The sequence below is a fragment of the Rhodococcus sp. 320_ES genome (genome assembly GCF_059691855.1).
On record NZ_JCAWAG010000001.1, the window covers coordinates 707517 to 728542 of the forward strand.

At 67.4% G+C, this 21026-nt stretch carries 22 protein-coding genes; 15 read left to right on the top strand and 7 right to left on the bottom strand.

The genetic code is table 11. The annotated features are described in order from the left end of the window. Nucleotides 1-188, top strand: a 188-nt coding sequence (locus tag AC59JP_RS03620; protein ID WP_497324251.1) for a hypothetical protein, incomplete at its 5' end; no start/stop codon positions are given. 80 nt (nucleotides 189-268) lie between these two features. On the opposite strand, the gene AC59JP_RS03625 is transcribed toward AC59JP_RS03620, so the two are convergent. The 3 genes from AC59JP_RS03625 to cofC are packed head-to-tail and all read right to left on the bottom strand — an operon-like array spanning nucleotide 269 to nucleotide 4200. After that, nucleotides 269-1219, bottom strand: coding sequence for an NUDIX hydrolase (locus AC59JP_RS03625; protein WP_497324252.1), 951 nt, complete (start codon nucleotides 1217-1219; stop codon nucleotides 269-271). A gap of 43 nt (nucleotides 1220-1262) precedes the next feature. After that, complete coding sequence (locus AC59JP_RS03630; protein WP_497324253.1) at nucleotides 1263-3461, bottom strand: RNA degradosome polyphosphate kinase; 2199 nt, start codon at nucleotides 3459-3461, stop codon at nucleotides 1263-1265. A 46-nt stretch (nucleotides 3462-3507) separates the two neighbouring features. Then, on the bottom strand, nucleotides 3508-4200 hold the full coding sequence (gene cofC, locus AC59JP_RS03635) for a 2-phospho-L-lactate guanylyltransferase (RefSeq protein ID WP_497324254.1): 693 nt from the start codon (nucleotides 4198-4200) through the stop codon (nucleotides 3508-3510). A 107-nt stretch (nucleotides 4201-4307) separates the two neighbouring features. On the opposite strand from cofC, the gene AC59JP_RS03640 reads away from it, so the two are divergent. The 3 genes from AC59JP_RS03640 to AC59JP_RS03650 all read left to right on the top strand — a co-directional run bounded on the left by AC59JP_RS03640 (nucleotide 4308) and on the right by AC59JP_RS03650 (nucleotide 7562). Further along, on the top strand, nucleotides 4308-5306 hold the full coding sequence (locus tag AC59JP_RS03640) for an NAD(P)H-dependent glycerol-3-phosphate dehydrogenase (protein ID WP_497324255.1): 999 nt from the start codon (nucleotides 4308-4310) through the stop codon (nucleotides 5304-5306). Then, nucleotides 5303-6394 carry a cystathionine gamma-lyase gene (locus AC59JP_RS03645; RefSeq protein WP_497324257.1) on the top strand — a complete coding sequence of 364 codons (1092 nt, stop codon included), beginning with the start codon at nucleotides 5303-5305 and terminating at the stop codon, nucleotides 6392-6394. The genes AC59JP_RS03640 and AC59JP_RS03645 overlap by 4 nt, the downstream gene beginning before the upstream one ends. A gap of 64 nt (nucleotides 6395-6458) precedes the next feature. Next, on the top strand, nucleotides 6459-7562 hold the full coding sequence (locus tag AC59JP_RS03650) for a D-alanine--D-alanine ligase family protein (protein ID WP_497324258.1): 1104 nt from the start codon (nucleotides 6459-6461) through the stop codon (nucleotides 7560-7562). 9 nt (nucleotides 7563-7571) lie between these two features. Here the strand turns inward: AC59JP_RS03650 and AC59JP_RS03655 are convergent, their stop codons facing one another. Next, complete coding sequence (locus tag AC59JP_RS03655) at nucleotides 7572-8183, bottom strand: DUF3515 domain-containing protein (RefSeq protein ID WP_497324259.1); 612 nt, start codon at nucleotides 8181-8183, stop codon at nucleotides 7572-7574. Then, nucleotides 8180-8422 (bottom strand): Lrp/AsnC ligand binding domain-containing protein, encoded by a 243-nt coding sequence (locus AC59JP_RS03660; protein ID WP_497324260.1) that lies wholly within the window; start codon nucleotides 8420-8422, stop codon nucleotides 8180-8182. The genes AC59JP_RS03655 and AC59JP_RS03660 overlap by 4 nt, the downstream gene beginning before the upstream one ends. A gap of 163 nt (nucleotides 8423-8585) precedes the next feature. Between AC59JP_RS03660 and AC59JP_RS03665 the strand changes: the two genes are divergently transcribed. The 4 genes from AC59JP_RS03665 to AC59JP_RS03680 are packed head-to-tail and all read left to right on the top strand — an operon-like array spanning nucleotide 8586 to nucleotide 11226. Then, nucleotides 8586-9518, top strand: a complete 933-nt coding sequence (locus tag AC59JP_RS03665) for a thiamine-phosphate kinase (protein WP_497324261.1) — start codon at nucleotides 8586-8588, stop codon at nucleotides 9516-9518. Further along, nucleotides 9503-10000 (top strand): GNAT family N-acetyltransferase, encoded by a 498-nt coding sequence (locus AC59JP_RS03670; RefSeq protein WP_497324263.1) that lies wholly within the window; start codon nucleotides 9503-9505, stop codon nucleotides 9998-10000. Before AC59JP_RS03665 ends, AC59JP_RS03670 begins: the two co-directional genes overlap by 16 nt. A 24-nt stretch (nucleotides 10001-10024) precedes the next feature. Further along, on the top strand, nucleotides 10025-10549 hold the full coding sequence (locus tag AC59JP_RS03675) for a gamma carbonic anhydrase family protein (protein ID WP_497324264.1): 525 nt from the start codon (nucleotides 10025-10027) through the stop codon (nucleotides 10547-10549). After that, entirely contained in the window at nucleotides 10546-11226 is a 681-nt protein-coding gene (locus AC59JP_RS03680; RefSeq protein WP_497324266.1) for a uracil-DNA glycosylase, read from the top strand. Before AC59JP_RS03675 ends, AC59JP_RS03680 begins: the two co-directional genes overlap by 4 nt. Before the next feature lie 5 nt (nucleotides 11227-11231). On the opposite strand, the gene AC59JP_RS03685 is transcribed toward AC59JP_RS03680, so the two are convergent. Both AC59JP_RS03685 and rpmB read right to left on the bottom strand, forming a co-directional pair. Beyond that, nucleotides 11232-12011 (bottom strand): enoyl-CoA hydratase-related protein, encoded by a 780-nt coding sequence (locus tag AC59JP_RS03685; RefSeq protein WP_497324267.1) that lies wholly within the window; start codon nucleotides 12009-12011, stop codon nucleotides 11232-11234. Between the two features lie 77 nt (nucleotides 12012-12088). Further along, the gene (gene rpmB, locus AC59JP_RS03690) at nucleotides 12089-12280 is read right to left on the bottom strand and encodes a 50S ribosomal protein L28 (RefSeq protein WP_188544708.1); all 192 of its coding nucleotides are present in this window, start codon (nucleotides 12278-12280) and stop codon (nucleotides 12089-12091) included. A 187-nt stretch (nucleotides 12281-12467) separates the two neighbouring features. Between rpmB and recG the strand changes: the two genes are divergently transcribed. The 7 genes from recG (at nucleotide 12468) to rpmF (ending at nucleotide 21015) form a co-directional block, all read left to right on the top strand. After that, nucleotides 12468-14735 carry an ATP-dependent DNA helicase RecG gene (gene recG, locus AC59JP_RS03695; RefSeq protein ID WP_497324268.1) on the top strand — a complete coding sequence of 756 codons (2268 nt, stop codon included), beginning with the start codon at nucleotides 12468-12470 and terminating at the stop codon, nucleotides 14733-14735. Between the two features lie 64 nt (nucleotides 14736-14799). Next, nucleotides 14800-18207, top strand: a complete 3408-nt coding sequence (locus AC59JP_RS03700; protein ID WP_497324269.1) for a pyruvate carboxylase — start codon at nucleotides 14800-14802, stop codon at nucleotides 18205-18207. A 6-nt stretch (nucleotides 18208-18213) separates the two neighbouring features. Beyond that, nucleotides 18214-18777, top strand: a complete 564-nt coding sequence (rsmD, locus tag AC59JP_RS03705) for a 16S rRNA (guanine(966)-N(2))-methyltransferase RsmD (RefSeq protein ID WP_497324270.1) — start codon at nucleotides 18214-18216, stop codon at nucleotides 18775-18777. After that, entirely contained in the window at nucleotides 18774-19256 is a 483-nt protein-coding gene (coaD, locus tag AC59JP_RS03710; protein ID WP_497324271.1) for a pantetheine-phosphate adenylyltransferase, read from the top strand. The genes rsmD and coaD overlap by 4 nt, the downstream gene beginning before the upstream one ends. Before the next feature lie 92 nt (nucleotides 19257-19348). Then, a complete protein-coding gene (locus AC59JP_RS03715) occupies nucleotides 19349-20122 on the top strand; it encodes a DivIVA domain-containing protein (protein WP_497324272.1) in 774 nt (257 codons plus the stop codon). 133 nt (nucleotides 20123-20255) lie between these two features. Further along, on the top strand, nucleotides 20256-20780 hold the full coding sequence (locus tag AC59JP_RS03720) for a YceD family protein (RefSeq protein WP_497324858.1): 525 nt from the start codon (nucleotides 20256-20258) through the stop codon (nucleotides 20778-20780). Nucleotides 20781-20832: 52 nt separating this feature from the next. Beyond that, complete coding sequence (rpmF, locus tag AC59JP_RS03725; protein WP_188544716.1) at nucleotides 20833-21015, top strand: 50S ribosomal protein L32; 183 nt, start codon at nucleotides 20833-20835, stop codon at nucleotides 21013-21015. The last annotated feature ends 11 nt before the right edge of the window (nucleotides 21016-21026 follow it).

A 21026-nucleotide genomic window follows, 5' to 3' on the forward strand; every position in this document is an offset into this window, starting at 1 on the left:
CCAAGAAGGCGCCCGCCACCAAGGCTCCCGCCAAGACCGCAGCAAAGAAGACCACGCCGGCCAAGAAGGCGCCCGCCACCAAGGCTCCCGCCAAGACCGCAGCAAAGAAGACCACGCCGGCCAAGAAGGCGCCCGCCAAGAAGGCTCCGGCCAAGAAGGCTCCCGCCAAGAAGACTGCTCGCAAGTAGGCTTCACTTCTCCGCATCGACGCAACCGGCCCCGCACCTTCTCGAAAGGTGCGGGGCTGGTTGTCTTTTGCGTGGGTGGCTCAGCTCATGCGCGGCAGCGGTGAATCGATGTGGTCGGCGGCCACCAGCGAACCGTGTCGATGCGAGAGAACCCAGACGCTCGCTTTGCGTGATCGGGTGCGCTCGAGCGTCAGTCCGTCCTTGTCGGCCCACCACTGCACGAGGTCGGGAATGACCTTGCCCTGGCTACAGACAACCGGGACTCCGTAGCCGCTCGTGGCGATGGCGATCGCCCGCGCGCGAGCCGAATCCGGGTTGGCCGCATAGCCTTCCTCGGTGAGCAGCGTGTCCGTCGTGATGGCGATGTCCGTGGCTCGGGCCCACGGTTCGACGGTCTGGATGCAGCGAACCCGGTCCGCGCAAAGGATTCGGGTGCCACCGAACGCCGACAGCACGGGCACGAGCGCTGTCGCCTGCTGGCGTCCGAGGCTGTCGAGTGGGCGCTCCCTGTCGTCGCCGCGATAGTGCGACTTGCCTCCGGCGCGGGCGTGCCGAACCAGAACCATCGTGGACGTGTCGGCCGGTATTGCCGAAAACCGTTCGAACACCGTCTTGTCGACGTCGTACGAGAGAGCGTCGCGTGCCGCGTCGGGGCGCACCCACGTCAGCTCGTCCACTTCGTCGTTGGCCGCGAACGACCCGTCGACTGCTTCCGCAGCCCAGTAGTCGACGTGTTTGTCTCCGGTGCGCTTGTCGCCGGCGAGCTTGCCCTTCTTGGGTGCGGGCAGTCGGTACGACACCGAGGACAGGCTTCGACCCAGGACTGCTCGAAAGCCCGTCTCTTCCGCCACTTCTCGTACGGCAGCGGCGGACGGCACCTCACCCTTCTCGACCTTCCCCTTGGGGAACGTCCAGTCGTCGTAACGCGGGCGGTGAACCAGTGCGATCTCGATCTCGCCGCCGGACTGCCGCCAGAGCACCGCTCCGGCGGCGTACACCGTGGCATCTTTCGGGTGTGACGACGGTGTCACAGGATGATCCCTTCGTCGGAAACGCTGTCGAGGTGGGGGCTTCTCACGATCCTGTGTATCGACGCTGGCGCATGAGGGAGACCTGGTGGTCGCGAACCTTCTCCCCGTCGGCGGGCGAGGCCAGCCAACTGCCGTCGGACTCGAGCACCCAGCACCGGGTGGTCGGGTCCAGCGCCGAATCGAACACGCCCTCGAGTTGCTCCACGAGTCGCGGATCCTTCACCTGCACCATGACTTCCACGCGTCGGTCGAGGTTGCGGTGCATCATGTCGGCACTACCGATCCAGGTCTGAGCGATCGCGTCGAAATGCATCACCCGGGAATGCTCGAGGAATCGGCCCAGAATGGACCGCACTTCGATGTTCTCGCTCAACCCCGGAACTCCCGGCTTCAGGGCGCAGATACCGCGGACGACGACCTGGACGGGCACGCCGGCCTGAGAGGCGCGGTAGAGCGCGTCGATGACCTGTTCGTCGACGAGGGCGTTGGCCTTCATCCGAATTCGCGCGTCGGCGCCGGACTGTTTGGCCTCGACTTCGGCGTCGATGCGCTCGACGATGCCGGCCCGCACTCCGTACGGGGCGACGAGCAGGTTCCGGTAGTCCTCCTTGCGGGAGTACCCCGTCAGCGAGTTGAACAGGTCGGTCAGGTCGGCGCCGATTTCCGGTGCCGCCGTGATCAATCCGACGTCCTCGTACAGTCGGGCGGTCTTCGGGTTGTAGTTGCCCGTGCCGATGTGGCAGTAACGCCGAATCGTGGAGCCTTCGCGCCGCACCACCAGGCAGGTCTTGCAGTGTGTCTTGAGGCCGACGAGTCCGTAGACCACGTGCACGCCGGCCTGCTCCAGTTTGCGGGCCCAGGCGATGTTGGCCTGCTCGTCGAAGCGCGCCTTGATCTCCACCAGAGTGACCACCTGCTTGCCGGCTTCGGCAGCAGCGATGAGCGCGTTGACGATCGGGGAATCTCCGGACGTGCGGTACAGCGTCTGCTTGATGGCGAGCACGTGCGGGTCGGCGGCGGCCTGCTCGATGAACCGCTGCACGCTCGTGGAGAACGAGTCGTACGGGTGGTGCAGGAGAACGTCACCGTCGCGCAACGTCGAGAAGATGGACTTCGGTGTCTCGCGTTCGCCGAACGCGGGATGTGTCGCGGGGACGAACGGTGCGTCCTTGAGGCCGGGGCGGTCGACGCCGTAGATCTGCATGAGGCACGACAGATCGAGCAGGCCGGGCACCTCGATGACGTCACCGGGATCGACATCGAGTTCACGCAACAACAATTCGAGCATGTGCTCGGTCATGTCGTCCGCGACCTCGAGCCGCACGGGCGAGCCGAAGCGGCGACGGGCGAGCTCGCGTTCGAGCGCCTGCAGCAAGTCTTCGTCGCGATCTTCCTCGACCTCGAAATCGGCGTTGCGGGTGATGCGGAACGCGTGATGCTCGGCGATCTCCAGACCCGGGAACAACACGTCGAGGTGCGCCGCGATGAGCTCTTCCATCGGGATGAACGCCGGGATGGAGGTCGAGTCCTTGCTGCGGTCGAGGCGGACGAACCGATCGACGTTGTCGGGCACCTTCACGCGAGCGAAGTGCTCGCCGCCCGTGGTCGAATCCTTGACCGTCACAGCAAGATTGAGGCTCAGGCCGCTGATGTACGGAAACGGGTGCGCCGGATCGACGGCCAGGGGAGTGAGAACGGGGAACACCTGTTCGATGAAATGCCGTGTCAGACGCTCACGTTCGACCTCGTCGACCTCCGACCACCGGATGACCGAAATTCCCTCGGCGGACAGTTCGGGAAGAATGGTGTCGATGAACAGGCGGGCGTGCCGAACCGAGATCTCCTGCGTACGACGCCCGATGAGCGAGAGCTGCTCGCGCGGAGACAGCCCGTCCGCGGACCGAACCGACAACCCGGTCTCGTCACGACGCTTGAGGCCCGCGACGCGCACCATGTAGAACTCGTCCAGATTGGACGCGAAGATCGCCAGGAACTTGGCCCGCTCGAGCAGCGGCAGCGACGAGTCCTCGGCCAGGGCCAGAACGCGCGAATTGAAGTCCAGCCAGCTCAATTCGCGATTGAGGTACCGGTCTTCGGGCAGCAGGTCGACGGGCGCGGCCGCGTCGGCCGTCGCAGCCGGCGGCGCGGTGGGCGCGGACGGGGGAGTGCTCGCGAGCGGTGCACTCCACGTCTCCGCTTCGGGGGTCTCGGTCTCGGTCTCGGTCGCCTCGTTGTCGGTCACCCGACGATCATCCCCCACCGAGCACCCCTTCAGCACCCGATAGGGGTCACAGCCAACCGAGCTCGCCGAGCAGCTGCTCGGTGTGCGGGCCGACACCGAGCCCGACGGCGGCTCGGACGTCGAGCGCGGTGTCGACGTCGAGTCGCAGGCCGGGCCACTCGCCGCTCAGGGGTACCGCACCGGACTCGATGTGCAGGCGCGCGGAGTCCTCCCCGAACTGTGGCGCGAGTGGTTGTGTCGTCCCTCGCACGATCAGCGCAGCCGTGCCCGTTCCGGTGTGATCGACCACGACCGAACGGCCGTGAGGGTCCGACTCGGCGAAGGCCTCCTCGAGTTCCACGGTGCGCAGCGACGGAAGGTCGGCCTGAAGTGCGATGACGTCGACGCCGGCGGCGTCCGATCCGCGAACGTGCCGATCCGCCGACGCCAGTGCGATGTTGAGACGGTCGTCGACGGATCCGTCGATCGGCGGCTCGGGAATGGCGTGCCCGCCGAGGTCGCGCACGAAGCGCGCAACGCGCGAATCCGGTGTCACCACCGACCAACCGGACACCGGCAGGGCTGCCGCGGCGGCGTCGAGCGTGTCGTGCAACATCGCGAGCACCAGGGACGTGCGCTGTGACGCCGGGAACCGATCGGCGAGTCGCGACTTGGCCGCGTCGAGATCCTTCACCGCAATCACCAGATGAGCCGAGGCACCCGCTTGCCGACGACCGACCGGCCTCGAAGGTGAGTGCATACCTCGATCCTGCCAGCCACCGGATTCGCCATATCCGCGGAGTGCGTCCGGACGGCCACGTTGCGGATTAGGGTGGCGCGCATGCAGCAGAAATCGAGGGGCGCGCGATGGTGAAAGCAGCAGTACTGGGGTCCGGTTCGTGGGGGACCGCGTACGCGAAGGTGTTGGCGGATGCCGGGTCCGAGGTCACCATGTGGGCGCGCCGCGAGTCGGTTGCCAAGTCCATCGACTCCGACCACGAGAACGTCGACTACCTCGCGGGGACCACGCTCCCGTCCTCCATCCACGCCACCACCGACCCCGCCGTGGCTCTCGACGGAGCCCGTGTCGTGGTGCTGGCGGTGCCGTCGCAGGCTCTGCGCGAGAACCTCGGCGAGTGGGCCGACCTCATCGGACCCGACGCCACGCTGCTGTCCCTCGCGAAGGGGATCGAGACCGGAACGCTGATGCGGATGAGCCAGGTGATCTGTCAGGTCACCGGGGCCGACCCGTCCCGAGTCGGCACGCTGTCCGGGCCCAACCTGGCCAAGGAGATCGCGGCCGAACAACCCACGGCGACGGTCATCGCCTGCCCCGATTCCAACCGCGCGATCGAGCTTCAGAAAGCCTGTGCAACAAGCTATTTCCGTCCGTACACGAACTCCGACGTCATCGGCTGCGAGATCGGCGGAGCGTGCAAGAACGTGATTGCGCTCGCCTGCGGAATGGCGGCAGGCGTGGGGTTCGGCGAGAACTCCGTCGCGAGCATCATCACGCGCGGCCTTGCCGAGATCACGCGCCTGGGCGTGGCACTCGGAGCCAGCCCCGCCACCCTTGCGGGCCTGGCCGGCGTCGGTGACCTCGTGGCGACGTGTTCGTCCCCGCTCTCGCGCAACCGATCCTTCGGCGAGCGCCTGGGATCGGGTGGCTCGCTCGAGAGCGCTCAGGAGGCGGCCAACGGACAGGTTGCGGAGGGCGTGAAGTCCTGCACCTCGATTCGGGCGCTCGCGGAGAGCTACGACGTCGAGATGCCGTTGACCGACGCCGTGCACCGCGTGTGTCACGAAGGACTGTCCGTGCCCGACGCGGTGCAGAGCCTGCTCGGCCGCCGGCACAAGTCGGAGTGAGCGAGCGGGGAGATTCCACCAGAACCGTCGCTGCCGTTGCGGCAGAGGCGGTTCCGGGGACGCCCATGCAGATGGGCCCGGTGCTCGCCGCGCCGTACCACCTCGCCGAGGACGAGGGTTCCGAGCCGCACACCTACGCCCGAGCGTCCAACCCCGGTTGGATCGGTCTGGAATCCGCGCTCGCGGACCTCGAGGGCGTCTCGCACGCTCTGGTGACGGGATCCGGCATGTCCGCCATCACCGTCGTTCTGCGGTCCGTCCTGTCGGCCGGTGACGTCCTGGTGGTGCCGTCCGACGGGTACTACCAGGTTCGCCTGTACGCACGAGAACGCCTGTCGCGCTGGGGTATCGAGGTTCGCGAAGCATCGGTGCACGAGATGGTGGACGCAGCCGTCGGCGCCGCGGTGGTGGTAGCGGAGACCCCCTCGAATCCGACCCTGGACACTGTCGATCTCACCGCCGTCGCGGCCGCCACGACGGGCCTGCTGGTGGTCGACAACACGACGGCGACTCCGCTCGGCCAGAACCCCGTCGCACTCGGAGCCGACGTGGTCGTGGCCAGCGGAACCAAAGCGCTGAGCGGGCACAGCGATCTGTTGGCCGGCTACATCGCGACGAACGACGCCGAACTGCACGAGAAGTTCGCGCGCGAACGACTGTTGTCCGGGTCGGTCCTGGGGCCGTTCGAGACGTGGCTAGCGCACCGCAGCCTCGGAACGGCGGGACTGCGTTTCGGGCGCCAGTGTGAGAACGCTCTCGCCGTGGCCCACTCGCTGTCCGCGACGAGGAACGTGTCCGGTGTGCGTTATCCGGGTCTGCCGTCCGATCCCTCGTTCGCCGTCGCCACCGCTCAGATGCGACATTTCGGCGGTCTGGTGTCCTTCGATCTCGGATCCGCCCGTGCCGTACACGATTTCGTGAAACGCAGCGAGTTGATCACCGCAGCAACCAGTTTCGGAGGTATCCACACGACGGCCGATCGCCGCCGGCGGTGGGGAGATCCCGTGCCCGACGGCTTCGTCCGACTGTCGTGCGGTATCGAGGACACGGCCGACCTGGTGGCCGACATCGAACGTGCGTTGGCCTGACAGCGAAGTCGCGGCGGGCGGGTCGAGTCTGCGCTCGGCCGCTTCCGCCGGTACGGTTCACCCCGTGAACAGCAGGCCCATCAAGGTGGCCGTCGTGTTCGGCGGTCGCAGCAACGAACATTCCGTGTCCTGTGTGTCCGCCGGCAGTGTGATGCGTTACCTCGACCCGAACAAGTACGACGTCGTTCCCGTGGGCATCACCCAAGGGGGCACGTGGGTGGTCGGCACGTCCGACCCCGCGGAACTCACCATTCGCGACCGCGCCCTCCCGTCGGTGCGGTCGTCGTCGCCGATCGCGCTGAGCGTCGACCCGGAGCGAGCCGGGTCCATCTCGGTGATCGACGAGGGCGCGGCGGTCACGTTGCTCTCGACCGTGGACGTGGTGTTCCCGGTGCTCCACGGCGCCTTCGGTGAGGACGGGACCGTCCAGGGCCTGCTGGAGGTCGCCGGAATCCCCTACGTCGGAGCTGGGGTGCTCGCGAGCGCCGCAGCCATGGACAAGGAGTTCACCAAGAAACTCCTCGCGGCGGAAGGCCTGCCGGTCGGCACCCAGGTCGTGCTGCGCGCCGGAACCGACACCGTGTCGCCCGCGGACCGCGACCGGCTCGGGCTGCCGGCGTTCGTCAAACCGGCGCGCGGCGGATCCTCCATCGGTATCACCCGCATCACCTCGTGGGACGACCTGCCGGACGCCATCGCGGCCGCCCGCGAACACGACCCCAAGGTGATCGTGGAAGCAGGCATCGTGGGCCGCGAAGTCGAGTGCGGAGTGCTCGAGTTCCCGAACGGCGACGTGCTCGCCAGCGTGGTGGCCGAGATTCGCATGATCGGAGCCGACGAGGAAACGGGCGCGTTCTACGACTTCGACAGCAAGTACCTCGACGACGTCGTCGGATTCGACATCCCCGCGAAGCTGGACGACGCGGTGAGCGACGAGCTACGCGACCTCGCGGTGCGTGCCTTCCGGGCGGTCGACTGCCAGGGATTGGCCCGCATCGACTTCTTCGTCACCGAGGACGGCCCGGTGATCAACGAGATCAACACCATGCCCGGGTTCACGTCCATCTCCATGTACCCCCGGATGTGGGAGGCGACGGGAGTGGACTACCCGACGCTCGTCTCGACCCTCGTCGAGACCGCACTCGCTCGCGGCACCGGGCTGCGCTGAATCTCCGGCCTACCCGACCGGATTCGGGTCGATCGGCGTCTGCGGCAGCGTCTCGGTCACGGCATCCGAAATCGACTGCAGCGGGGTGGGTCCGGAGTTGTCCGGAATGGTCACCGCGACGTAGACCTCACGGTCGACCGCGTACCAGGTGGACGACTGCAGGCCCTGATCGGCGCCCGAGACCTGAAACCACTGCACGCCGTCGACGACGTTCAGCGGTGACGCCTGATCGAACTCGGTGGGACGATCGAGGCCACACCGCAAAACGATCGGATCCGCCGCGTCCGACTGCCATGCCGCCGCACCGGCGGGCGCCGGCTCGGCCAGAGCCGCCTTGGAGTAGTCGCCGTACGACTCGGGCAAGGCGCCCAGCAATCGGCCGCACTGCGCGGACTCGGACTGCGGTGCCGGAACTGCACCCACCACGACGGGCTCGCGAACCGGTGAGCGTGTGGCGATCACAGCGGCCACGATCACGCCGACCACCAGCGCCACCGGCAGTGCGATCGCGGTCGCGAGAAGTGCGGGGTGCATCCCCGTTCTTTCTTCGCTCTCAGGACCGCTGTTCTGCTGGTCCCCGTCCTGCGGTTCGTCGGCGGGGGATTCGTCGGACGAGGTCACGGGTGCGCCGGGGTTCCGGCCAACTGGCAGGTGAGCGTGCGGGTGATGCCGCCGACCTTCTGGATGGCCGCCACGGCGTCGGCCAGTTCGGCATCGGAATCACCGGAGCAGCGCACCACGACGTCGTAGGGCCCGAGCACGTCTTCCGCCGACACGACACCGTCGAGGGCTGCCACTTGCTGCGCGACGAGAGAGGCACGACCGACCTCGGTCTGGATCAAGATGTACGCCTGCACCATGGTGCGCCCCTTCCCGGATTCGTACTCGACAGAAGCCGAACCTACCGCAGAGACAAGGGCCTCTCTTGGCAGTGAGACGCTGGACGCACCGCAACCACGGCCTCGTGTTCATCGATCGACACCAAGGAGTCCTGCCATCGACGCACTCGACCCGTCGGCCACCGTGGCCGACATCGGTGAGTTCGCCCTCATCGACCGCACCGTCCGCGGCCGCGTTCACCCGCCGAGCACCCTTCTCGGTCCGGGCGACGACGCCGCCGTCGTGGCCGCGCCCGACGGGCGCGTCGTGGCGACCACGGACATGTTGATGCAGGACAAGCACTTTCGTCTCGATTGGTCGTCGCCCCGCGACATCGGGCGCAAGGCCATCGCCCAGAACGGCGCGGACGTCGCGGCCATGGGTGCGCGGTGCACCGGGTTTCTGGTCGCGCTCGGCTGCCCACCGCACCTTCCGGTGAGCGTCGTCGACGAACTGAACGACGGAATGTGGGAGGAGGCGACGCGTGCGGGCGCGGCCGTGGTCGGAGGTGACGTGGTCGGTTCGACGCAGCTGGTGATATCGATCACCGCGCTCGGTGATCTCGGCGGGCGGAGCCCCGTGCTCCGGTCGGGGGCCGCGGCGGGAGATGTTCTCGCGGTCCACGGCGACCTCGGTCGGTCGGCTGCGGGTCTCGCGCTGCTCGCCGTCGGTGACGGTCGGTTCCCGGATCTGACCGCCTCGCACCGAGTTCCGCAGCCGGACTACGAATCCGGTCCCGCCGCGGCCGTCGCCGGAGCCACGTCCATGGCCGACGTCTCCGACGGACTGGCGGCCGACCTGACCCACATCGCGGAGGCGTCGAGCGTGAACGTCGACATCGACTCCGGCTCGCTGGTCTTGTCCGCCGACCTCGTCGACGCCGCCGATGCGCTGAATGTCGACGCGATGCGGTGGGTTCTCACCGGCGGTGAGGATCACGCACTCGTGGCGACGTTCCCGGCCGCTGCGACGCTCCCCGACGGATGGCGCCGCATCGGACGGGTCACCGCGGGCGCCGGGTCGGTGACCGTCGACGGTCTGCCTCTGGAAGGAGCGCCCGGGTGGACGAGCTTCTGACCGTGGCCGCGTGCCGTCTCGACGACCCGGACGTTCTGGAGATGATCGAGGAGGTTCAGCAGGAGTACGTGCGACGCTACGGAGGCCCGGACGACACACCGCTGTTCGTCGGCGAATTCGTCCCGCCGGCCGGAGTCATGTTCGTCGCGCGACTCGGTGATCGGGCGGTCGGCATGGGTGGCTGGCGCGCACACGACACGGACGGCGACGGCATTCTGGCCGGAGACGCCGAGATCAAACGAATGTACGTGCGCCCCACGGCTCAACGGCGGGGGATCGCGCGGCGTGTTCTCGGCGAGATCGAGCAGTCCGCCGTGCGGGCGGGCCGTCGCCGGCTGATCCTCGAGACCGGAATCGCCCAGCCGGAAGCCCTGGCTCTGTACGCGTCGAGCGGATTCGATTCGATGATCCCGAAGTTCGGGCACTACCGGCGCGAGGCGTCGTCGGTGTGCATGCTGAAGGACCTGACCGAGAAGCCCTGACGGCCGGATGACAGGGTTGCGGACATGACCGTCTACGCACTGGGCGACCGCGAACCCGACATCGATCCGAGCGCCTACGTTCACCCCGACGCGGTGGTGATCGGCGCCGTGACTCTGGCTGCGGGAGTGTCGATCTGGCCGGGCGCCGTCCTGCGCGGCGACTACGGCACCATCACCGTGGGTGCCAACACCAACATTCAGGACGGAACGGTGGTGCACTGCACTCCGATCGATCCCACCACCATCGGCGCGGGCTGCGTCGTCGGGCACAACGCCCATGTCGAGGGAGCGGACATCGGCGACGACTGTCTGATCGCATCCGGTTCGGTGGTGCTGAACGGCGCCGTCGTCGGTGCCGGCTCGATCGTGGGAGCCGGCGCCGTCGTTCCGTTCAAGTTTCAGGTGCCGCCGCGGCGGATGGCCCTCGGTGTTCCGGCCCGGGTGCGAGACGGCTACGAGGTGCCGGAGGGCCACGTCGACCTGAACGTGAGAATGTACGCCGCCAACGCCGCGTACTACCGCGACGCACTCCGGAAGATCGCCGAATGACCGCGAAGCCGCTGCCCGACATCATCGAAAAGGGTTGGGCCGCTGCGCTCGAGCCCGTCGCCGATCGTATCGCCGAGATGGGCGATTTCCTGCGCGAGGAGAACGCGTCGGGTCGCGGCTACCTCCCGGCCGGCGCGAACGTGTTGCGCGCCTTCACACGCCCGTTCGACGACGTGCGGGTTCTCGTCGTCGGCCAGGACCCCTATCCAACCCCGGGACACGCTGTGGGACTGAGCTTTTCGGTGTCCCCGGAGACCAGACCGGTGCCGCGGAGTCTGGCCAACATCTTCACCGAGTACTCGGCCGATCTCGGCTACCCGACTCCGACGTCGGGTGATCTGTCGCCCTGGGCGGATCAGGGTGTGCTGCTGCTCAATCGGGTGCTCACCGTGACGCCGGGCCAACCCGCGTCGCATCGACGCAAGGGCTGGGAAGCGGTCACGGAACGCGCGATCGAGGCTCTGGTGAACCGCGAGGGTCGTGCGCTCGTCGCCGTCCTGTGGGGCAAGGACGCGTCGACGCTGAAGCCGATGCTCGGTGACGTGCCGACCGTGGAATCGGCGCACCCGTCGCCGTTGTCCGCCTCGCGCGGATTCTTCGGTTCTCGTCCCTTCAGCACGGTGAACGGGCTCCTCGAGGAACTCGGCGACGATCCGGTGGACTGGCGCCTGCCCTGACGCGCTCAGCGCGGGAAGTCGGGCCGCCGTTTCTCCACGAACGCATCGACGCCCTCACGCCCGGTGGGAGATCCGGCGAGTGTGGAGATCGACACGGCTTCGGCTTCGAGCTGCTCGGCCAACGAGCTCGTATCGGACTGTGCCAGCAGCCGTTTCGTCGCCCTGATCGTCTCCGACGGGCCGGCCGCCAGTGAGCGAGCGACGCGCTCGGCCTCGGAGACCACGACCTCGTCGCCGACCAGGCGGGTGAGGAGTCCGAGTCGATGCGCCTCCTCGCCGCTCAGGACCGAGTCCGAGAGCATGATGTCTCGTGCCCGGCGCGGACCGACGATGCGCGGCAGGGCCCACGACATCCCGCCGTCCGAGGTGAAACCCAGTGCGGGGTAGGCGGGCCGGAACTTGGTGGAGCGGCTGCCGATGGCGATGTCGGCGTGGCAGACCAGGCTCATACCCGCCCCGGCTGCCCACCCGTGCACCGCGGCGACGACGGGGACCTCGATCGACTCGAGTGCGACGACGAACCGGTGCAACGTGTCGGCGGCCTCGCGAACGTATGCCGCGCGGTCTTCGGCGGCCGCGAAGGACAGCACGTTGCCGCCGGCGCAGAAGTTGGCGCCGTCACCGACCAGCAACACCGCGCCGACATCGGAGCCTGCGGACTTCAGCGCATCGGTTCCCCCGATCACGGCGTCGAAGTTCAGGGAGGTGCCGGCGGCAGCGGTGGAGACGGCTATGCGCAGCACACCGTCGGCCGAGGACACGAGCGTCTGTTCCGGTTCGGTCATTGACGCACCATAAACGACACCGAACCCCGGCACCGTGAGGCACCGGGGTTCGGTCGAATCTGTAATTGCGCGGAACGTCAGCCCCGGACCACCTTGCCGGCCTTGAGGCACGACGTGCACACGTTGAGGCGGCGGGTGTTGCCCGGCGCTACCTGCGCGCGAACGGTCTGGATGTTGGGGTTCCAGCGACGGTTGGTACGGCGGTGCGAGTGCGAAACCGACTTACCGAAGCCGGGTCCCTTGGCGCATAGGTCGCAGACGGCAGCCATAGTCGCGAACTCCTTGGTTTTCGAGGGGCGGATCGAGTACATGTGTCCATGCCCGACAACGCGCAGGTGACCACGCGCCGCGATGGGCAACCCTGCAAGGATAACGGGCCGCCCCTCCAATGACCAAACCGGTGCTCGAACGTCGGTCATGTGGCCTGCTGTCGGTGCCTCGAGTAATGCTGTCCGGGTGGCAACCCTGACCGATCGGCTCGATCACCTGCTCGGCCGCAAGGCGTCCGAGCAGCTGTTCGACGCGTTCTCGATGGAGACGGTCGAGGACCTGCTCCGCCATTATCCGTTCCGGTACGTGAGCCAGGGGCAGGAGCTGGGCCAATCCGACCCGGCGGACGGCGAGCACATCACGGTGATCGGCACCATCACCAAAGCCGATCTCGTCCCGATGCGGAACCGGCGCGGCCACATGCTCAAGGTCGCGTTGTCGTGCGCCGGCCAGAGTGTGTCGGCCACGTTCTTCAACGGGCACAAGGTCAAGCACAACATCGTGCCGGGAGCCAAGGTCATGTTCTCGGGCACCGTCAAGACCTTCGGCAGGTCGTGGTCCCTGACCCATCCGAGCTACCTGATCGTGGACGAGACCGACGACAACGCCGTCGAGACCTCCGGCCGCGGCGGCGGCGACCTCGCGGGCATCGCGCGCAGCGCCAAGGACACCTCCGGCGCGGTGGACATGACGATGTTCGAGCTGCCCTTCCTGCCGATGTACGCGGCAACCAAGGAGGTCGAGAGCTGGACCTTCCTCCGATGTGTTCGGCAGGTGCTCGACCAACTCGACCTCGTCGACGACCCGCTGCCGGACACGCTGCGGGCAGAGCGCGGGCTGATGGACCTCGACGACGCCTTGCGCACCGTTCATTTCCCGACGGCGAAGGCCGACATCGATGGGGCGCGCGAGCGGCTGCGGTTCGACGAAGCCGTTGCGCTTCAACTCGTTCTCGCCGATCGCAGACACGCGATGAAAGCGCGCGCGGCGCACCCGTGCCCGCCCGCCGCGGACGGCATCGCGGCCAGGTTCGAGCGCATGCTGCCGTTCGAGTTGACCGCCGGGCAGAAGGCGGTGGCCGCCGATATCGAGCTCGACCTGACGCAGCCGCATCCCATGAGCCGGTTGCTGCAGGGGGAGGTGGGGTCGGGCAAGACCATCGTGGCTCTGCGCGCCATGCTCCAGGTCGTCGACGCAGGCTTTCAGTGTGCGCTGCTGGCACCCACGGAAGTGCTTGCCGCGCAGCACTATAGGTCGCTGAAGATGTTGCTGGGTCCGCTCGCCTCGGCGGGGGAGCTGGGCGGCGACGAGTCCGCGACCCGCATCGAGCTGCTCACCGGATCGCTGGCGACCGCGGCCAAGCGCAAGACCCTCCTCGCCGCGGTGACCGGGGAAGCGGGCATCGTGATCGGTACCCACGCGCTGATCCAGGACCACGTGGAGTTCTTCGACCTCGGCATGGTGGTCGTCGACGAGCAGCACCGCTTCGGAGTCGAGCAGCGAGACGCGTTGCGCGCCAAAGCGAAAGAAGGAATCAGCCCCCACCTCCTCGTCATGACCGCTACGCCGATTCCGCGCACCATCGCCATGACCACCCTCGGCGACCTGGAGACGTCGACCCTGCGCGAGCTACCTCGCGGACGATCACCGATCAAGACCTCCGTGGTCCCCGCAAAAACCAAGCCCGCCTGGGTGGATCGCGCATGGGCGCGCATCTCGGAGGAAGTGCAGCAGGGGCGCCAGGCCTACGTCGTCTGCTCACGCATCGGCGACCCCGACAAGGAAGCCGAAGAGGAAGACAAGCGGATACGAGAAGGCAAGCCCCCGAAGGAAGGCCCCCCGCCCGCCACGTCCGCCCTCGCGATGCACGAGGCGCTGACCGAAGGTGCGCTCGCACATCTCACGGTCGGCCTTCTGCACGGGCGCTTGCCGTCCGACGAGAAGGACGCAGTGATGCAGGACTTCACCAACGGCGACATCGACGTGCTCGTGTGCACCACCGTCGTCGAGGTGGGTGTGGACGTCCCCAACGCAACGGTGATGGTCATCGCGGACGCGGAACGATTCGGCGTCAGTCAGCTTCATCAGCTGCGCGGCCGAATCGGCCGCGGTGGACACCAGGGCCTGTGCATTCTGCTGAGCCAGTTGACGGAGTCCTCGCCCACCATGGCGCGACTCAACGCTGTCGCGGGCACCAACGACGGTTTCGAGCTGGCTCTTCTCGATCTGCGGACCCGCCGTGAAGGTGACGTGCTCGGTGCGGCGCAGTCCGGCAGCGTGCGCAACCTCAAGCTGCTGTCGTTGCTCGACCATCTCGACGTGATCGCCGACGCGCAAACCTTCGCGCGAGCCGTCATCGAGGAGGACCCGCACCTGCACTCGCACCCGGGGCTCGCCGGGATGAAGAACGCGGCAATCGACGTGGACCGACTGGACTTTCTCGACAAAAGCTAGGAGCAAATCCCAACATCTGTTGAGTCTCTCCCGTTCAGGTTGCGATGCCGGGTACCTTTGACCGATGTTTTCCAAGGTGTTGGTCGCCAACCGTGGCGAGATCGCAATCAGAGCTTTCCGTGCCGCCTACGAACTGGGTGCTGGGACGGTGGCGGTGTTCCCGTTCGAGGACCGCAATTCGGTGCACCGCACCAAGGCGGACGAGGCGTACGAGATCGGTGAACCCGGTCACCCGGTGCGGAACTATCTGTCGGTGGAGACGATCGTCGATGCGGCGGTGCGGGCGGGCGCGGATGCGATCTACCCGGGTTACGGGTTCTTGTCGGAGAACCCGGATCTGGCGGCGGCGTGCGCGCAGGCGGGCATCACCTTCGTCGGCCCGTCGGCGGATGTGCTGGAGCTGACGGGGAACAAGGCACGCGCGGTGGCGGCGGCGAAGGCAGCCGGGTTGCCGGTGTTGGCGTCGTCGGAACCCTCGTCCGATGTCGACGCGTTGATGACCGCAGCGGAAAAGATGACGTTCCCGGTGTTCGTCAAGGCCGTCGCCGGTGGTGGTGGCCGCGGGATGCGGCGGGTGGCGGAGATCGCCGATCTGCGCGAAGCGATCGAAGCGGCTGCGCGGGAGGCGGAGTCGGCGTTCGGTGATGCGACGGTGTTCTTGGAGCAGGCGGTGATCGAGCCGCGGCACATCGAGGTGCAGATCCTTGCCGACACGCACGGCAACGTCATCCACTTGTTCGAGCGGGACTGCAGTGTGCAGCGTCGTCATCAGAAGGTGGTGGAGTTGGCGCCGGCGCCGAATTTGGATCCGGCTCTGCGGGCGAAGATCTGCGCCGACGCGGTGGCGTTCGCGCGGCAGATCAACTATTCGTGCGCGGGGACGGTGGAGTTCCTGGTCGACCGCGACGGCAATCATGTATTCATCGAGATGAATCCGCGGATTCAGGTCGAGCACACGGTGACCGAGGAGATCACCGACATCGACCTGGTGCAGTCGCAGCTGCGCATCGCCTCGGGGGAGTCGCTCGACGATCTGGGGTTGCGGCAGGAGGACATCCGGATTCGCGGTGCGGCGTTGCAGTGCCGCATCACCACCGAGGATCCGGCGAACGGGTTCCGCCCCGACACCGGGCGGATCACCGCCTACCGCACGCCGGGCGGCGCGGGAGTGCGGTTGGACGGCGGCACCACCACCGGCGCCGAGGTGTCGGCGTACTTCGATTCGATGCTGGTGAAGCTGACGTGCCGCGGACGGACGTTCGAGGCCGCCGTGGCGCGGGCGCAGCGTTCGCTGGCGGAGTTCCGCATCCGCGGAGTCTCGACGAACATCGGCTTCCTGCAGGGCCTGCTCGACGACCCCGATTTTCGGGCCGGGCGGGTGACGACATCGTTCATCGAGGAACGACCCGAACTGCTGACGGCCCGCTCGTCGGGGGACCGCGGCACGAAGATCCTGTCCTACCTCGCCGACATCACGGTGAACAAGCCCAACGGGGAACGCCCGTCGACGGTCTACCCGAAGGACAAACTCCCCGACCTCGATCTCACCGTTGCCCCTCCTGCGGGCAGCAAGCAGCGACTGATGGAACTCGGCCCGGAAGGCTTCGCCCGCGCACTGCGCGAGCAGAAGGCGCTGGGTGTCACCGACACCACGTTCCGCGACGCGCATCAGTCGTTGCTCGCGACACGGGTGCGGACCACCGGATTGCTCGGTGTCGCACCGCACGTGGCGCGGATGACGCCGGAGTTGCTCTCGATCGAAGCCTGGGGTGGGGCGACGTACGACGTGGCGTTGCGGTTCCTGCACGAGGACCCGTGGGAACGCCTGGCGGCGCTGCGGGAGGCGGTGCCGAACATCTGCCTGCAGATGCTGCTGCGCGGTCGTAACACCGTCGGCTACACCCCGTACCCGGAGAAGGTGACGTCGGCGTTCGTCGCCGAAGCCGCGGCGACGGGTGTCGACATCTTCCGAATCTTCGACGCGCTGAACAACATCGATCAGATGCGCCCGGCGATCGACGCGGTCCGCGAGACGGGCACCACCGTCGCCGAAGTCGCGATGTCGTACACCGGGGACCTGTCGAACCCGGGCGAAAAGCTGTACACCCTCGACTACTACCTGAAGTTGGCCGAGCAGATCGTCGAGGCGGGCGCGCATGTGCTGGCCATCAAGGACATGGCAGGTCTACTGCGCGCACCGGCTGCGACCACGCTGGTGACCGCGCTGCGGAAGAACTTCGATCTGCCGGTGCACGTGCACACCCACGACACCCCCGGCGGTCAGCTGGCCACCTACCTCGCGGCGTGGACCGCGGGTGCGGATGCGGTGGACGGTGCGTCGGCGGCGATGGCGGGCACGACGAGTCAGCCGGCGTTGTCGGCGATCGTGGCGGCGGCGGCGCACACCGACCGCGACACCGGGCTCGATCTCCAGGCCGTGTGCGATCTGGAGCCGTACTGGGAGGCGCTGCGGAAGGTGTACGCCCCGTTCGAGTCCGGGCTCCCCGCCCCCACCGGACGCGTCTACACGCACGAGATACCGGGTGGTCAGTTGTCGAACCTGCGCCAGCAAGCCATCGCGCTGGGGCTTGGTGACCGGTTCGAGTTGGTCGAAGGCGCCTACGCCGACGCCGACCGCCTGTTGGGCCGGTTGATCAAAGTCACCCCGAGTTCGAAGGTCGTGGGCGATCTCGCACTGCACCTGGTGGGTGCGGGGGTGTCGGTGGAGGAGTTCGCGGCGGACCCCGGAAAGTTCGACATCCCGGATTCGGTGATCGGATTCCTCCGCGGTGATCTCGGGACGCCGGCGGGTGGGTGGCCGGAGCCGTTCCGGGAGAAGGCGCTCGCCGGTCGTAGTGGTGCTCGTCCGGAGACGCCGCTGTCACCCGAGGACGAGAAGGCACTCGACACCGCGGGTGCGGAGCGTCAGCAAACACTCAACCGTCTGCTGTTCCCCGGCCCGGCCAAGGAACTGGCGGAGCACCGCGAGAAGTACGGGGACACCTCGTCGTTGTCGGCGAACCAGTTCTTCTACGGGCTGCGCCAGGGCGAGGAGCACCGGGTGCAGCTCGAGAAGGGTGTCGAACTGCTGATCGGGTTGGAGGCGATTTCGGAGCCGGACGAGTCGGCGATGCGGACGGTGATGTGCATCCTGAACGGTCAGTTGCGGCCGGTGTCGGTGCGAGACCGATCCATCTCCGCGGATGCGCCGGCGTCGGAGAAGGCGGACCGGTCCGATCCGTCGCATCTGGCGGCTCCGTTCGCCGGTGTCGTGACAATGGTTGCGGCGGAAGGAGATTCGGTGAGCGCCGGGGACACCGTCGCCACCATCGAGGCGATGAAGATGGAGGCGGCCATCACAGCCCCGCGCAGCGGGCGCCTGTCCCGTCTCGCCATCACCGGCATCGCGCAGGTCGAAGGCGGTGACCTCATCGCCGTCATCAGCGTCGGCAACGACACCGACCCCTCCTGAGGGACGATGACGAGAATCGTGGCCGGGCTCGCTGGCGGTCGGCGACTTGCCGTGCCGCCCAGCGGAACTCGGCCCACGTCGGATCGTGTTCGCGAGGCGCTGTTCAGCGCGCTCGCGGCACGGATGGACTTCGACGGAGCCGCGGTGCTCGACCTCTATGCGGGGTCCGGCGCGTTGGGTCTCGAGGCGTTGTCGAGGGGTGCAGAGCACGTGCTGTCGGTCGAATCGGATGCACGCGCCGCTGCTGTCCTCGCGCGCAACATCGCCACCGTCGCGCTCCCCGGAGCGGTCGCTCGCACGGCGCCCGTGGCGGCAGTTCTGGCCGGCGCTCCGGATCGGCAATACGACCTCGTGATGGCAGATCCGCCGTACGCGACGTCCGACGACGCTGTGGCCACCATGCTCTCGGCGCTGGTGGACGGCGGCTGGCTCGCCGACGACGCCCTCGTCGTCGTCGAGCGATCGTCCCGGTCGCCGCTCACGCGGTGGCCGAGCGGCCTTCGAGCGGAAAAGGACAAGAAGTACGGCGAGGCGCGCATCGAGATCGCCTCGGTAGAGTGCGCGCCATGAGCGGCGCCCTCTGCCCCGGATCCTTCGATCCCATCCACAACGGCCACCTCGACGTGATCACCCGCGTCGCGGAACAGTTCGACGAAGTGGTCGTGACGGTGGTGGTGAACCCGAACAAGAAGGGGCTCTTCACGATCGACGAGCGCATCGAGATGATCACGGAGGCAACTGCCCATCTCGACAAGGTGCGCATCGCGTCCTGGCATGGGCTTCTTGTCGACTTCGCGGCGCAGGAGGGCCTCGGAGCCATCGTGAAAGGGCTGCGCGGCGCGGCGGACTTCGACTACGAGCTGCAGATGGCGCAGATGAACCGCGCGCTCACCGGTGTGGACACGCTGTTCGTGGCGGCGGACCCCACGGTCGGGTATCTGTCGAGCTCGCTGGTGAAGGAAGTGGCCAAGTACGGGGGAGACGTCGCCGCCATGCTGCCGGAGTCGGTGCACAGCCGGTTGCTGGCGCGACTCGCCGAATTGCAGTAGCAGTTTTGGCCCTGCGCCGGGGCACACTGGTCACGCACGAACTTTTCCGTTTGCAACAACCGTTTGCATCGACCGAGTGGGGTAACAGGCACGTGTATCGGGTATTCGAGGCTCTCGACGAGCTCGTGGCAATAGTCGAAGAGGCGCGCGGTGTGCCGATGACGGCAGGCTGTGTCGTACCTCGCGGCGATGTTCTGGAACTTCTCGACGACGTCCGTGACGCGATTCCCGGTGAGCTCGACGATGCGCAGGATGTTCTCGATCATCGCGACAAGCTGGTCGGCGACGCTCGCCTGACCGCCGACAAGACCGTCACCGCAGCGAACAACGACGCCACCGCCACCATCGAGAACGCACGCGAAGAGGCGGACCGTCTTTTGGCGGACGCCAAGGCACACGCGGACCGCATGGTGGCCGAAGCCTCCGCACACGCCGACCAGCTCGTCGCAGACGCCACAGCCAGCGCCGAAGCAACCGTCGCCGATGCCGAGCGCGAGTACGAGGTCACGACCGGTCGTGCCCGCGCCGAGGCCGAGCGTCTCGTCGCATCCGGTAACGCCACCTACGAGCGTGCGGTGGCCGAGGGCCAGACCGAGCAGGACCGCCTCGTCTCGCAGACCGAGGTGGTGCAGGCCGCGCACGCCGAGTCGGCACGTGTCATCGACGCCGCGCACGCCGAATCCGACCGGCTGCGCAGCGAATGCGACCTGTACGTCGACTCCAAGCTGGCCGAGTTCGAGGAGTTCCTCACCGGAACGATTCGCTCCGTCGGCCGGGGCCGCCAACAGCTACGCACAGGCTCCGGGGTGCCGGACTACGGAACCGACTTCGGCGAGGCCAATCGGACCGGGCGCCGCTACAACTGAGCGTTCTGCGCCGTTTTGCTCCTACACCATTGCGTGCCGTACCGTGGTGTGGTTGCCCAAGACCGCTCGAAGAAGGAATCACCCAGTGTCCTCCCAGCACAAACGCACCCACACGAAAGCCCCGTCGGCTCTCGTGTTGGACACGCGGCGCCTGGGACGTCGACCCGGATCCATGATCACGGTCGACAAGGTGGTTCCATCACCGTCGCGGATCGGCCTCGATCTCATCGCGATCGCCGAGGGCACCGACCTGGACCTCGACCTTCGCCTCGAGTCGGTGTCCGAGGGCGTGCTGGTCTCCGGGACCGTCTCCGCCGACACGGTCGGTGAGTGTTCCCGGTGCCTCGAGCCCTTCACCTCGCACGTCACGCTCAATCTGACGGAGCTGTTCGCCTACCCGGACAGCGTCACGGACGAGACGACCGACGAGGACGACGTCTACCGAGTCCAGGACGACGCGATCGATCTCGAACCTCTGCTCGTCGACGTTGCCGGCTTGACGCTTCCCCTGCGTCCGCTGTGCACCGAAGATTGCCAGGGATTGTGCTCGGAATGCGGCGTCCGCCTGGCGATTGCCGAACCTGGCCACGGTCATGAGATACTTGACCCTCGCTGGGCAGGTCTCGCCGGGAAGTTCGGCACCGAGAACCAGCAGTAACTTTCATCATCAGTTGAAGTCGTAAGACGAACGAGTACGAGGAGTAGTAGAAGTGGCTGTCCCGAAGCGCAAGATGTCGCGGTCCAACACCCGATCGCGACGCAGCCAGTGGAAGACCACGGCGCCCACCCTCATCACCTGCCCGAACCGCGGTTGCGGCGAGCAGACCCTGCCGCACACGGTGTGCCCGTCCTGCGGCACCTACAAGGGTCGTCAGGTCCAAGCAGCCGTCTGATTCGGCGCTCG